At 31.8% G+C, this 12,986-nt stretch carries 12 protein-coding genes and 1 riboswitch; of the genes, 9 read left to right on the forward strand and 3 right to left on the reverse strand.

Annotation, left to right across the window (positions count from 1 at the left end; genetic code table 11):
• Nucleotides 1-148 precede the first annotated feature (148 nt).
• The 7 genes from HMPREF2897_RS09080 to HMPREF2897_RS09110 all read left to right on the forward strand — a co-directional run bounded on the left by HMPREF2897_RS09080 (nt 149) and on the right by HMPREF2897_RS09110 (nt 9,597).
• Nucleotides 149-1,633 (forward strand): UDP-N-acetylmuramoyl-L-alanyl-D-glutamate--L-lysine ligase, encoded by a 1,485-nt coding sequence (locus tag HMPREF2897_RS09080; RefSeq protein ID WP_070593033.1) that lies wholly within the window; start codon nt 149-151, stop codon nt 1,631-1,633.
• Nucleotides 1,623-1,868 carry a YueH family protein gene (locus HMPREF2897_RS09085; RefSeq protein ID WP_002446116.1) on the forward strand — a complete coding sequence of 82 codons (246 nt, stop codon included), beginning with the start codon at nt 1,623-1,625 and terminating at the stop codon, nt 1,866-1,868. Before HMPREF2897_RS09080 ends, HMPREF2897_RS09085 begins: the two co-directional genes overlap by 11 nt.
• 3 nt (nt 1,869-1,871) lie before the next feature.
• Nucleotides 1,872-3,434 carry a peptide chain release factor 3 gene (locus tag HMPREF2897_RS09090; protein ID WP_002446117.1) on the forward strand — a complete coding sequence of 521 codons (1,563 nt, stop codon included), beginning with the start codon at nt 1,872-1,874 and terminating at the stop codon, nt 3,432-3,434.
• A gap of 113 nt (nt 3,435-3,547) precedes the next feature.
• A riboswitch (yybP-ykoY riboswitch) is annotated at nt 3,548-3,671 on the forward strand.
• Nucleotides 3,672-3,742: 71 nt separating this feature from the next.
• Nucleotides 3,743-4,549, forward strand: a complete 807-nt coding sequence (locus HMPREF2897_RS09095; RefSeq protein WP_070593035.1) for a TerC family protein — start codon at nt 3,743-3,745, stop codon at nt 4,547-4,549.
• Between the two features lie 207 nt (nt 4,550-4,756).
• On the forward strand, nt 4,757-6,577 hold the full coding sequence (locus tag HMPREF2897_RS09100; RefSeq protein WP_070593037.1) for a S1C family serine protease: 1,821 nt from the start codon (nt 4,757-4,759) through the stop codon (nt 6,575-6,577).
• Nucleotides 6,578-6,594: 17 nt separating this feature from the next.
• Nucleotides 6,595-7,953: a TrkH family potassium uptake protein gene (locus HMPREF2897_RS09105; protein ID WP_002446120.1), complete on the forward strand. Its 1,359-nt coding sequence runs from the start codon at nt 6,595-6,597 to the stop codon at nt 7,951-7,953.
• A 138-nt stretch (nt 7,954-8,091) separates the two neighbouring features.
• Nucleotides 8,092-9,597 carry a bifunctional metallophosphatase/5'-nucleotidase gene (locus HMPREF2897_RS09110; protein ID WP_002458038.1) on the forward strand — a complete coding sequence of 502 codons (1,506 nt, stop codon included), beginning with the start codon at nt 8,092-8,094 and terminating at the stop codon, nt 9,595-9,597.
• Nucleotides 9,598-9,699: 102 nt separating this feature from the next.
• Here the strand turns inward: HMPREF2897_RS09110 and HMPREF2897_RS09115 are convergent, their stop codons facing one another.
• Both HMPREF2897_RS09115 and HMPREF2897_RS09120 read right to left on the reverse strand, forming a co-directional pair.
• Nucleotides 9,700-10,302 (reverse strand): CPBP family glutamic-type intramembrane protease, encoded by a 603-nt coding sequence (locus tag HMPREF2897_RS09115; RefSeq protein WP_001829312.1) that lies wholly within the window; start codon nt 10,300-10,302, stop codon nt 9,700-9,702.
• Between the two features lie 5 nt (nt 10,303-10,307).
• On the reverse strand, nt 10,308-10,493 hold the full coding sequence (locus tag HMPREF2897_RS09120) for a YkvS family protein (protein WP_001829339.1): 186 nt from the start codon (nt 10,491-10,493) through the stop codon (nt 10,308-10,310).
• Nucleotides 10,494-10,697: 204 nt separating this feature from the next.
• Here HMPREF2897_RS09120 and HMPREF2897_RS09125 point away from each other — a divergent pair, with 204 nt between their 5' ends.
• Nucleotides 10,698-11,684, forward strand: coding sequence for a lipoate--protein ligase (locus HMPREF2897_RS09125; protein ID WP_002446122.1), 987 nt, complete (start codon nt 10,698-10,700; stop codon nt 11,682-11,684).
• A gap of 77 nt (nt 11,685-11,761) precedes the next feature.
• Here the strand turns inward: HMPREF2897_RS09125 and HMPREF2897_RS09130 are convergent, their stop codons facing one another.
• Nucleotides 11,762-11,980, reverse strand: coding sequence for an IDEAL domain-containing protein (locus HMPREF2897_RS09130; RefSeq protein ID WP_001829292.1), 219 nt, complete (start codon nt 11,978-11,980; stop codon nt 11,762-11,764).
• A gap of 214 nt (nt 11,981-12,194) precedes the next feature.
• Here HMPREF2897_RS09130 and HMPREF2897_RS09135 point away from each other — a divergent pair, with 214 nt between their 5' ends.
• Nucleotides 12,195-12,770 (forward strand): competence protein ComK, encoded by a 576-nt coding sequence (locus HMPREF2897_RS09135; RefSeq protein WP_001829272.1) that lies wholly within the window; start codon nt 12,195-12,197, stop codon nt 12,768-12,770.
• The last annotated feature ends 216 nt before the right edge of the window (nt 12,771-12,986 follow it).

The raw sequence follows: 12,986 nt of genomic DNA on the forward strand, positions 1-12,986 counted from the left end.
TGATTTTATCACTATCTAATAGAACGTGATTTGGATATATTACGTCAATTATGATTAAAAATAAATTAATAAGACTTATAATTATAAATTTATCAACGATAATAAAACGTGTATAATAGACTTATTGTAAAAAAAGGAGCGATACATTTTGAATGCAAGTGCGTTGTTCAAAAAAATTAGAGTAAAAAATGTAATTGGTACATTAGATATACAGGTGGACGATATTACCACTGACTCACGTACAGCTAAAGAGGGAAGTCTATTTGTAGCATCTAAAGGATATACGGTAGATAGTCATAAGTTTTGTCAAAATGTAGTAGATCAAGGTTGTAGTATTGTTGTTGTCAATAGAGAACTCAAACTTAAAGGTAATGTGACGCAAGTTGTTGTTCCAGACACTTTACGTGTTGCAAGTCTATTGGCACATGAATTATATGAGTTTCCAAGTCATCAACTGACGACATATGGTGTTACGGGGACGAACGGGAAAACATCGATTGCAACTATGATTCATTTAATTTATAGAAAATTGAATAAAAATAGTGCATATCTAGGTACGAATGGATTTCAAGTTAATGAAACAAAAACAAAAGGTGCGAATACAACACCAGAAACAGTAGCATTAACAAAAAAGATTAAAGAAGCAGTTGATGCCAATGCAGAAGCAATGACGATGGAAGTTTCTAGTCATGGATTGACCTTAGGTCGACTTAGAGGCGTAGAATTTGACGTTGCTATCTTTTCAAATTTGACTCAAGATCATTTAGACTTTCATGGAACTATGGAAGCTTATGGACATGCTAAATCGTTATTATTTAGCCAGCTTGGTGAAGATTTGTCTAAAGAAAAATATGTTGTATTAAATAATGATGATGACTTCTCCGATTATTTAGCAAGTGTGACCCCCTATGAAGTATTTACATATGGTATTACACACGAAGCGCAATTTATGGCTAAAAACATTAAAGAATCTTTGCAAGGTGTAGAATTTGAATTTTGTACTCCTTTTGGAAGTTTTCCAGTTAGATCTCCTTATGTAGGTAGATTTAACATTTCAAATATTATGGCTGCTATGATTGCGGTTTGGAGTAAGGGAACAAATTTAAATGAAATTATTAATGCTGTTACTGAACTTGAACCTGTAGAGGGTCGCTTAGAAGTACTCGACCCATCACTTCCTATAGATTTGATTATAGATTATGCACATACTGCAGATGGTATGAATAAACTGATTGATGCTGTAAAACCATTTGTTAAACAAAAGCTGATCTTTTTAGTAGGTATGGCTGGGGAAAGAGATTTAACGAAAACACCTGAGATGGGGAGAGTAGCATGTCGAGCAGATTATGTTATTTTTACTCCAGATAATCCTGCTAACGATGACCCTAAAATGTTGACAGCTGAATTAGCTAAAGGCGCAACGCATGAGAATTATATAGAGTTTGATGACCGTGCAGAAGGTATTAGACACGCGATTGATATTGCTGAACCAGGAGATACAGTTGTTTTGGCCTCAAAAGGTAGAGAGCCTTATCAAATTATGCCTGGTCATGTTAAAGTCCCACATCGCGATGACTTAATTGGTTTAAAAGCAGCATATCAAAAATTTGATGGTGGACCTGTTGAAGATTAAATCACTTCAGTTTCATGGAATGATGATGAACGTATATTACCATCAGTCTAATGATTCAATCATGTTAGCTATTCCAGAACTTTTTTGGTCCATTGAATTATCCAAAGAGTTAGATACAGATCAACTATATGAAGAATTAGTGATGCAATTATTCAATTTGTTGACTGAAGTTGAAGCAGATACATTGGCACGTAATATAACTGATTTGATTAGAAATGAATCCAAAGGAGAATGATAAATGAATTTAAAAGAAGAAATAGAGTCAAGAAAGACATTTGCCATCATTTCACACCCTGATGCTGGTAAAACCACTTTAACTGAAAAATTGTTGTATTTCAGTGGAGCGATTCGTGAAGCTGGGACAGTTAAAGGAAAAAAAACGGGTAAATTTGCAACAAGTGATTGGATGAAGGTAGAACAAGAACGTGGTATCTCAGTTACAAGCTCTGTAATGCAATTTGATTATGATGATTATAAGATAAATATTTTAGATACGCCGGGACATGAAGATTTTTCAGAGGATACGTATCGTACATTAATGGCAGTAGATAGTGCAGTTATGGTTATTGACTGTGCTAAAGGTATAGAACCACAAACATTAAAATTATTTAAAGTTTGTAAAATGCGAGGTATCCCTATTTTTACATTCATCAATAAATTGGATAGAGTAGGGAAAGAGCCATTTGAATTACTTGATGAAATTGAAGAAACACTTAATATTGACACTTATCCAATGAATTGGCCTGTTGGTATGGGACAAAATTTCTTTGGTATTATTGATAGACACTCTAAAACGATTGAACCATTTAGAGATGAAGAAAATTTATTACATTTAAACGAAGATTACGAACTTAAAGAAGAACACGCGATAAAAAATGATAGTGCATTTGAACAAGCAATTGAAGAAATGATGCTTGTCGATGAAGCGGGTGAAGCATTCGATAATGAAGCGTTACTGAACGGTGAATTAACACCTGTTTTCTTTGGATCGGCATTAGCAAACTTTGGCGTACAAAATTTCTTAAATGCATACGTTGATCATGCACCAATGCCTAATGCGAGACAAACTAAAGAAGAGGTTGATGTTAGTCCATTCGACACAGATTTTTCTGGGTTTATCTTTAAAATCCAAGCCAATATGGATCCGAAGCATCGTGACAGAATTGCATTTATGCGCGTAGTAAGTGGTGCGTTTGAAAGAGGAATGGATGTAACCTTACAAAGAACAAATAAAAAACAAAAAATAACTCGTTCCACATCATTTATGGCTGATGATAAAGAAACTGTTAATCATGCTGTAGCAGGCGATATTATTGGTTTGTATGATACAGGTAACTATCAAATAGGTGATACCTTAGTTGGCGGTAAGCAGAAATATAGCTTCCAAGAGTTACCACAATTTACTCCAGAAATATTTATGAAGGTTTCTGCCAAAAATGTAATGAAACAAAAGCATTTTCATAAAGGAATTGAACAGCTTGTTCAAGAAGGTGCAATTCAATATTATAAAACGTTGCACACTAATCAAATTATCTTAGGTGCTGTGGGTCAATTACAATTTGAGGTTTTTGAACACCGTATGAATAATGAATATAATGTAGATGTGGTTATGGAACCAGTCGGACGTAAAATTGCGCGTTGGATTGAAAATGAAGAAGATATTAAAGATAATATGAATACCTCTAGATCAATTTTAGTAAAAGATAGATACGACAATTATGTATTCCTATTTGAAAATGAATTTGCAACGCGTTGGTTTGAAGAAAAATTCTCTGATATTAAACTGTATAGCTTATTATAATTAAATGTTTAAACTTATCACTTTTCGGGCACACCGTAGTATATGAAAAATGTTTATATTGCTATGCAGTGTCATAGTATGTATACTGAAAATAACAAATAAATACCTATGACAAAACTGTCAGAGGGGAGTAACTTGAGAATAGTTATTCAATGCATTTAAACTGCTAATAACTATTTAACACTTTATCGTCATTACGAAGATAAGTCTTCCGGTAAAGTGGGCAAAACTATTGCTAAGTGAGACCTTTGCTATTTAATTAGCATAGGTCTCTTTATTTGTATTTAAACTAAAAGGAGTTGTCCACAATGGATCCGAGTTTGATTTTACCTTATTTATGGGTACTTTTAGTACTTGTATTTTTAGAAGGATTATTAGCAGCTGATAATGCAATTGTAATGGCGGTAATGGTTAAACACCTACCACCTAAACAACGAAAAAAAGCACTTTTTTATGGCCTATTAGGTGCATTTATTTTTAGATTTATTGCCTTATTCTTAATAAGTATTATTGCAAACTTCTGGTGGATTCAAGCAGCTGGTGCTGTTTACTTAATCTATATGTCTATTAAAAATTTATGGCAATTTTTCCATCAGTCAAATGAAAAACATCATAAAGAAACAGGAGACGAACATCACTTCGATGAAACAGGCAACGAAAAAGAAGTGAGCCCTAAATCTTTTTGGGGAACAGTATTTAAAGTTGAATTCGCCGATATCGCGTTTGCAATTGATTCAATGCTTGCCGCATTAGCCATAGCCGTTACATTACCAAAAGTTGGCATACATTTTGGTGGTATGGACTTAGGTCAATTTATTGTTATGTTCCTCGGTGGAATGATAGGTGTCATCTTGATGAGATTTGCAGCAACTTGGTTTGTAGAATTGTTGAATAAATATCCAGGACTAGAAGGTGCTGCGTTTGCAATTGTAGGTTGGGTAGGTATTAAACTTGTTGTAATGGTACTTGCACATCCTGATATTGGCGTTTTACCAGAAGCATTTCCACATAGTGCTTTATGGCAAACAATCTTCTGGGTAGTATTAGTTGGCTTAGTATTAATAGGATGGTTAACTTCAGCAATTGGCAACAAGAAAAAAGATAACCAAAAATAATTTGATTGATACGCTAGAACCTTTGCTTAATAATAAATTAAGTGGAGGTTCTTTTTATTTTAATTTTTATTAGAACATTGCAGTTTTATAGTTAAAATATTAAACTTTAGTTTATAAACGAATTTAAAATGATGATATATAGTATTAAAATAACTTAAATTTAACAGATAAAGAATGAGTTAAAGAAACTATAGGAGTGGTCTTCTAGTGGATAACGATAAAAAACAAGTCATACCACGCAGTCAATATCGCCGTAAAAGACGTGAGTACTTTCATAACGAAGAGCGAGAAGAGCGCATTAGACGCGAGAAAATAGAGAAGGAGAATCAAGCTAAAAGAGAACAGCATCAAACTAAAGTTAATGAGGAACGTGTTAAAGATAATTTGAGAAAAGCAAGAATAGAAAAACTGACTCAAGAGGAAATACATCAACAACGTGATGATAAAAGTTATAAACAAAATAATCAAATGAGTAAATCAAAAGACGACGATAATAAAATTGGAGAAGAAAGTTTACATGATGTTCGAGTTTTAAGTGACACCTCCACGTTACCGAATCAAAGTAAGCCAAAACAGTTGAATGATAATCAATCAAAGGAAAATCAATATCATAATAAAGTAATTGAATCCTCAGAAAATAAGTCAATAAAAGAGCATGATAATACTTCTGGAAACGAAAGTAAACAACATACTAAATTGACTTCAAAGGACTCCATGTTAGGTGTAAATTCTAATCATACAGAGCAAGATTCAAGAGGTACACAACCATATTCTTCAAAACATAGCTATTCACAACCAGAAGATAAAGACAACGATAATACTCACCAAGCGCAATTTCTTAAAAAAGAAGGCGAACAAGGTAGCAGAGCCGAAAATATTAAAAAAATTAATGAATTTAAACAATTGGTAATAGCTTTCTTTAAAGAACACTGGCCTAAAATGTTAATTATTATAGGTATTATAGTATTACTTTTAATATTAAATGCCATATTCACTACAGTTAATAAAAATGATCATACAAATGATAGTGCATTTAACGGTACAACTAAAGATGAAACAACAGCGATGAAAATTGCTAAAAACTCTGTTAAGTCAGTTGTAACAGTAGAGAATGATTTGTCTAATGACACGACTGTGTCTGATAACAAAAATGAATCTGATAATGAGATAGGTTCAGGTGTCGTCTACAAAAAAGTGGGCGACTCTATTTATATTTTTACTAATGCACACGTCGTTGGTGATCAAGAAAAACAAAAAGTAACATATGGTAATGATAAATCTGTGACAGGTAAGGTGATTGGTAAAGATAAATGGTCTGATTTAGCAGTTGTAAAAGCTAAAGTTGCTGACGAAAATATTAAACCAATGACTATGGGGGATTCTAATAATATTAAATTGGCTGAACCTATTTTAGTTATAGGAAATCCTCTAGGCACAGACTTTAAAGGAAGTGTTTCTCAAGGTATTGTGTCTGGACTCAATCGTCATGTACCTGTCGACATTGATAAAAATGATAACTATGATGCTTTGATGAAAGCTTTTCAAATTGATGCGCCTGTGAACCCGGGAAATTCAGGTGGTGCTGTGGTCGATAGAGATGGTAGACTCATAGGTATAGTTTCTTTAAAAATTGATATGCATAATGTAGAAGGGATGGCTTTTGCGATACCTATTAATGATGTACGTAAGATTGCGAAAGAATTAGAGCATAAAGGTAAAGTGAACTATCCAAATACTGAAATCAAAATCAAAAATATTGGTGATCTTGACGATTCTGAACGTAATGCAATCAACTTACCAACTAAAGTGAATCATGGTGTATTAATCGGTGAAGTGAAAGAAAATGGTTTAGGAGACAAGTCAGGTTTAAAAAAAGGTGATGTAATAGTAGAATTAGATGGTAAGAAGATTGAAGATAACTTACGATATAGACAAGTCATATATAGTCATTATGATAATCAGAAAACAATCACTGCTAAAATTTATCGAAATGGTGCGGAGAAAAATATTAAAATCAAATTGAAATAAATGTTGAGGTGAAAATCATGTCAGTTTTAAGTCAGCTGCTTAAAAAATCTAGCCCTCAACAAGGGATTATACTCTATTATCTATTTGCCATAGTCGTTGCATTTTTATTATTAAATTTGCCATATGTTCATAAGCAAGGGGTTGAGGTTAATCCAATTGATACACTTTTTGTAGCTGTATCAGGTATTAGTGTTACAGGATTATCACCAATTACTATAGTCGACACATATTCAACCTTTGGTCAAATTATCATACTTATTATTTTGAACATCGGTGGTATAGGTGTTATGGCTATTGGAACCATGCTTTGGGTTGTTTTAGGCAAACATATTGGAATTAGAGAGCGACAACTCATTATGTTAGATAATAATAGAGATACTATGAGTGGAACGGTTAAACTAATTTTAGAAATTGTAAGAACAATTTTTATTATTGAGTTTATAGGTGCACTCTTACTCGCGTTCTACTTTTATCGGGATAATCCTGATTTAAAAAACGCATTAATGCAAGGCGTCTTTGTTTCAGTATCTGCTACGACTAACGGTGGCCTTGATATTACTGGTGAATCTTTAGTTCCCTATGCAAAAGACTATTTTGTACAAACAATAGTAATGTTCTTAATTGTGTTAGGATCTATAGGCTTTCCAGTTTTGTTGGAGTTAAAAGCATATATTAAGAATCGAGTAACTAATTTTAGATTCTCATTATTCACAAAAATAACGACAACAACGTACTTATTCTTATTTTTATTCGGCGTTATTGTTGTATTAATATTAGAACATAGCAATGCATTTAAAGGATTGAGTTGGCATCAATCACTATTTTATGCATTGTTCCAATCATCAACGACCAGAAGTGCAGGTTTGCAAACGATAGATGTGTCACATTTTAGCGACGCAACAAATATTGTAATGGGATTATTGATGTTTATAGGGTCATCTCCTAGTTCTGTAGGAGGCGGAATTAGAACAACAACATTTGCTATTTTAATTTTGTTTGTTATTAACTTTAATAATACTGGTGACAAAACAGGTATTAAAATTTTCAACAGAGAAGTACATATTATGGATGTACAAAGATCATTTGCCGTATTTACTATGGCGTCATTAATTACATTTATTAGCATGATTATTATATCTGCCACTGAACAAGGCAAGTTGTCCTTTCTACAAATTTTCTTTGAAGTAATGTCTGCGTTTGGTACATGTGGTTTAAGCTTAGGTGTGACAAGCGATATCAACGATATTACCAAGGTTGTATTAATGATATTAATGTTTATAGGTCGTGTAGGCCTCATTTCATTCATCATTATGTTAGCTGGACGTAAAGAACCCGAAAAATATAGCTATCCTAAAGAACGTATACAAATTGGATAATCATTACACTATTAGCAAAGGCATACATACACCTTTGCTAATAGTTTTTTTATTTGGAATGATATCAATGCGATAATAGTTTTATAACATTTAATGAATGGTACATGTTACACTAAATTTAAGGAGAGGAGTGGCTCTATGGAAAAAAATGAAAATAAAATAGTTGATGTGATTGCAACTTCTGATATGCATAGTCACTTCTTAAATGGTGATTATGGCTCAAATATTTATCGAGCTGGTACTTATGTTAATGAAGCTCGAAAAAATAATGAAAATGTCATATTACTAGATAGTGGGGGAAGTTTGGCGGGATCACTTGCAGCATTCTATTACGCCGTTGTAGCACCATATAAACGTCATCCTATGATTAAGTTGATGAATGCAATGCAGTATGATGCTAGTGGAATTAGCCCTAATGAATTTAAATTTGGATTATCTTTTTTGACACGTTCAGTTGCACTCTCAAGGTTTCCCTGGCTATCAGCAAATATAGAGTATACTGTTACTAGAGAGCCATATTTTTCTACGCCTTATACAATCAAAATGTATTCAGATTTGAAAATTGCTATCGTAGGTTTAACCTCAGATGGATTAATGAAGAACGAGTACGCAGAAATGGAAGAAGATGTCTGTATTGAGAAGACTTTGGTTTCAGCTAAACGTTGGATTAGATACATACATGAAGTTGAAGAGCCAGACTTCCTTATTGTTATTTATCATGGTGGGTTAAATAAAATAAGTAGTACCAATAAAAGAAATGAAAAAAATGCAAATGAAGCTGAAAAAATTATGGAAGAACTTGGTGTTATTGATGTAATTATTACCGCTCATCAACATCAAACAGTTGTTGGAAAAGATCATGAAACTATATATGTTCAAGCAGGTCAAAATGCTGAGGAATTAGTACATCTTTCAATTAAATTTAAGAAACGGACAACTTCTTATGAAATTGAGCACATCGATTCAAAAGTTATAGACTTAAATGATTACCATGAAGATGAACAATTATTGAAAGAAACATATTATGACCGTAAGGCAGTTAAACACTGGGCAAATTCAGTTGTTTCAAACAAAAACAATGGCTTAACAGTTCAATGTATTGAAGATATTATTTGTAAGCCTCATCCTTTTACTCAGTTATTACATGATGCAATTCGATTAGCCTATAATTACGATATTTCTTGTGTGCATATACCTAAGAATGGTGAAGAAGGGTTAAAAGGAACTATAAGAAATAGAGATATATACGATGCATATCCTCATCCAGATAAACCTATAGATATCACTGTCAAAGGTAAAAATATCAAAGATATACTTGAATACAGTTATGCGCATATTGATTTTAATAAGCGACAATTAAGTATGACAATGATAGATGAAACGTTATTTACAGTTTGGCAAGGGTTTGATTATTGTATAGACATGTCACAATCACCGTTTAATAGAGTGAAATTAAATGGTCTAAATGAAGAAGATTCGTATAGAATAACAATGACTGATTATTGTTATAGAAACTACAAAATGTATTTACAAGAAGCTATCGTTCACGACACATATTCGGAAACGATGGGTGGATTGATTAGAAAAAATTTAAAATGTGACACGTATTCTGTGAAATTAAATCATAATTTTAAAGTTTATTAATCTTCCTCGTACTATTTATAACGGTGTATGTGTCACTTTTTCTTTAATTAATTTAAAAAAGCATTTCTTAGCTCAAATTCATGAGTCTAAGAAATGCTTTTTTTATCCGTGGAATATCAATAATAAAATGATAGCCACAATTTGACCAATTGTAGTCGTAGCAATACGTCTCGTATATTCATAGCTAAGAGATAGAATGAACTGAGCTACAAAAATAAAGAATACAATCCACCAATTATCTAAGTATATAAATAATGAACTTGAACATATTGCAACAATTAAAATGCTAGCCCATTTCGGTAAGTTATATTTTATTAATTCCTTTTGTAAAACAGTTCTCATATATAGTTCATGACAAGGTATCACAAATAATAAAGTAACGAGCATTTGCCATTTAAAGTAGACACCCGTTCGTGATAATTCTTTGATTAAAGATGCGTATGATAATTCTGATGAAATAAGTGAAAAAATCAATTGTATAATAATGAGTGCGACACTCGTTATTATACCCATGCCTATGGAAGTTAATAATCGTTTAGATGCAATGTCTCTTTGGTAAAAAACATAACTTATTCCAGCTATTAACATAATGCCAGTATATAAATACCAGTATTCCTGATGTTCTCCCCACATCACAAATAATATGGCGTGAAAGATGATGAAGCTTATAACAAACCAAATCAAAGCTTTAGAAACATTTTTCATTTTAATTAACCTTCTTGATCAACGATTTTGTATCGCTTATGATTGATAACTGTCTTTTCCGGTAAATCTAATTCATTAAAATTATCCATAATAGTTAAATCTACAATAACAGAGTTATCATTAATCTTCTCGACACGGCCTCTTAAACCGTCATAAAATTCTACTATATTACCTACTTCTGCAACAGTCATTACGAGTCCTCCCTTAAATCATAGCTAGATTATATTGTACTAAAATTTACTTGACAAATAAACTAATTTCTATGAAAAAGAAGTGAACTAAAAGAAAATTATAAAATATCATTCATAAATGAGTAAAAGAGTGGAATTTTTCTTATAAATCATTCATAACTAGGGTAAGGGCATATAGAGAGACTTATTTAAGGAGAGAATGTTATGAAATTTATTAGCAACAATAATATTAATGATCCTTCCATCAATTTAGCAATGGAAGAGTATGTTCTTAAAAATTTACCTTCTGAAGAAAGTTATTTTTTATTTTATATTAACAGACCTTCAATTATTGTTGGAAAGAATCAGAATACAATTGAAGAAGTTAACCAATCGTATATTGATAAACATCAAATTGATGTAGTAAGACGTATTTCTGGAGGTGGGGCTGTCTATCATGATACTGGAAATTTAAATTTTAGCTTTATCACAGATGATGATGGTCATAGCTTTCATAATTTTAAAAAGTTTACGATGCCCATTGTACAGGCCTTACAATCAATGGGAGTTAATGCTGAAATGACTGGACGGAATGATATACAAGTAGGGCAAGCTAAAATATCTGGAAATGCTATGGTTAAAGTAAAAAATAGAATGTTTAGTCACGGTACATTAATGCTAAATTGTGATTTAAATGAAGTTCAAAATGCATTAAAAGTGAATCCAGCTAAAATTAAATCTAAAGGCGTTAAATCTGTTAGAAAAAGAGTTGCCAATATTGAAGAATTTCTAGAACAGCCAATAGATATAGAAGAATTCAAACAAATTATTCTTAAAACTATTTTTGGTGAAAATGAAGTTGAAGAATATGTACTAACAGAAGAAGATTGGAAGAATATTAAGCAATTAAGTAATGAAAAGTATCGTACGTGGGAATGGAATTATGGCAGCAATCCAAAATATAATATTGAGCGTGAAGAGAAATTTGAGAAAGGTTTTATTCAAATAAAATTAGATGTAAAAAAAGGAAGAATTGAACGGGCAAAACTATTTGGAGATTTCTTCGGCGAAGGTGATGTAACTGAACTTGAACATGCGTTAGTAGGTTGCTTACATGATTTTGAACATATAGAAGAGGCACTTCAAAATTATGATTTCTATCACTACTTTGGGGATATAGATAAGTATGAAATTATAAGATTGATGTCCTAAGTATGATAAAAAGGTCTATTCTCAACTTGTTTTAAAGTAGGGAATAGACCTTTTATGATGAGTGACTCGAGTCTAATTTATTCACTTAAAAATGCCTCCAATTGTTTAAATTCGTTAGTATATTGAATAAAATCGTTCTCGTTTTTATTGATGAGCGCTTCGTCAATTAAGAGTTTAAGTTTAGCTTTTCTTGCATTTCTGAGTGCTTCTTCAATGACGAGTTCAACGCCTAAATCGTTCACTGTCATTACAAAATCTTCTAATGTAGTGTACTTGACCTCAGTATTGTGATTCATAAAGACCACGACCTTTCAATTATTTAATATATAAGTATTATACTGATTTTAAATTTTGAAATCAATGAATATTCTGACATTTTAAAAGAAATATGTGTAAAAAGAAAACAAAAGTAGAACTTGACTTTATTTTGAGCTTGGATAAAATATTATTAGGTTATTATTTTTTATTTTTAATAATCATCTAAGTAATTGAATAAAGTGAGGTTTTTTAATGACACATTTACCCGAAACGATTTATGTTATACGAAAAGGTGATATGGTAATACGACCTAAATATGATGAATATCAGCAGACAAATGGTACTGAGATTATCAGATTTGATCAAACCCGCAAAGAAAGTCCATTTAAAGTACAGAGAATTATCGAAAGATCATGTAAGTTTTATGGCAATAATTATATTAGTAAAAAAGCAGAAACGAATCGTATTACTGGAATTTCTAGTAAACCACCTATTTTACTTACACCTCTTTTTCCTACTTACTTTTTTCCAACTCACTCGGACCGTCAAGAAGAAAATATATGGATTAATATGCATTATATTGAAAATGTTAAAGAACTTAAAAATCGTAAGAGTAAAATAATTTTTGCGAATGGTGATTCTTTAACACTCAATGTATCATTTCATAGTTTGTGGCATCAATACACCAATGCAATCATCTATTATTACATGGTAGATAAGCAATCACGAATGAAATCTAACAACCCTGAACAACCCATTGACTATAATCAGTCCTCTTTAAATATTTTCGAGGCGCTTTCACGCTACTCTCTTTTTGAAGAAAATTAGCTTTTTTCCCAAACTATTTATTTTAAAAAATTGATGACAGTGTTTCAATTTAAAATATGCGGGACGTTAATATTAAATAAGTGTAAATGTTCCGTATATTTTTTTAATATAACTCTTGAAAAATTCAACAAGATTGATATAATAATACTTGTGCTTGATAGAGATAGTTTACTTATTATTTATCCGCAGTAGCTCAGTGGTAGAGCTATCGGCTGT

Source organism: Staphylococcus sp. HMSC065D05, from assembly GCF_001813195.1.
GTDB classification, from domain to species: Bacteria; Bacillota; Bacilli; order Staphylococcales; family Staphylococcaceae; genus Staphylococcus; species Staphylococcus epidermidis.

What these genes read in the sequence shown, in the direction of transcription:
- HMPREF2897_RS09090 (WP_002446117.1), top strand. Translation starts at nt 1,872, where the DNA reads ATGAATTTAAAAGAAGAAATAGAGTCAAGAAAGACATTTGCCATCATT.
- HMPREF2897_RS09105 (WP_002446120.1), top strand. Translation starts at nt 6,595, where the DNA reads ATGTCAGTTTTAAGTCAGCTGCTTAAAAAATCTAGCCCTCAACAAGGG.
- HMPREF2897_RS09120 (WP_001829339.1), bottom strand. Translation starts at nt 10,493, where the DNA reads ATGACTGTTGCAGAAGTAGGTAATATAGTAGAATTTTATGACGGTTTA.
- HMPREF2897_RS09115 (WP_001829312.1), bottom strand. Translation starts at nt 10,302, where the DNA reads ATGAAAAATGTTTCTAAAGCTTTGATTTGGTTTGTTATAAGCTTCATC.
- HMPREF2897_RS09095 (WP_070593035.1), top strand. Translation starts at nt 3,743, where the DNA reads ATGGATCCGAGTTTGATTTTACCTTATTTATGGGTACTTTTAGTACTT.
- HMPREF2897_RS09125 (WP_002446122.1), top strand. Translation starts at nt 10,698, where the DNA reads ATGAAATTTATTAGCAACAATAATATTAATGATCCTTCCATCAATTTA.
- HMPREF2897_RS09110 (WP_002458038.1), top strand. Translation starts at nt 8,092, where the DNA reads ATGGAAAAAAATGAAAATAAAATAGTTGATGTGATTGCAACTTCTGAT.
- HMPREF2897_RS09130 (WP_001829292.1), bottom strand. Translation starts at nt 11,980, where the DNA reads ATGAATCACAATACTGAGGTCAAGTACACTACATTAGAAGATTTTGTA.
- HMPREF2897_RS09135 (WP_001829272.1), top strand. Translation starts at nt 12,195, where the DNA reads ATGACACATTTACCCGAAACGATTTATGTTATACGAAAAGGTGATATG.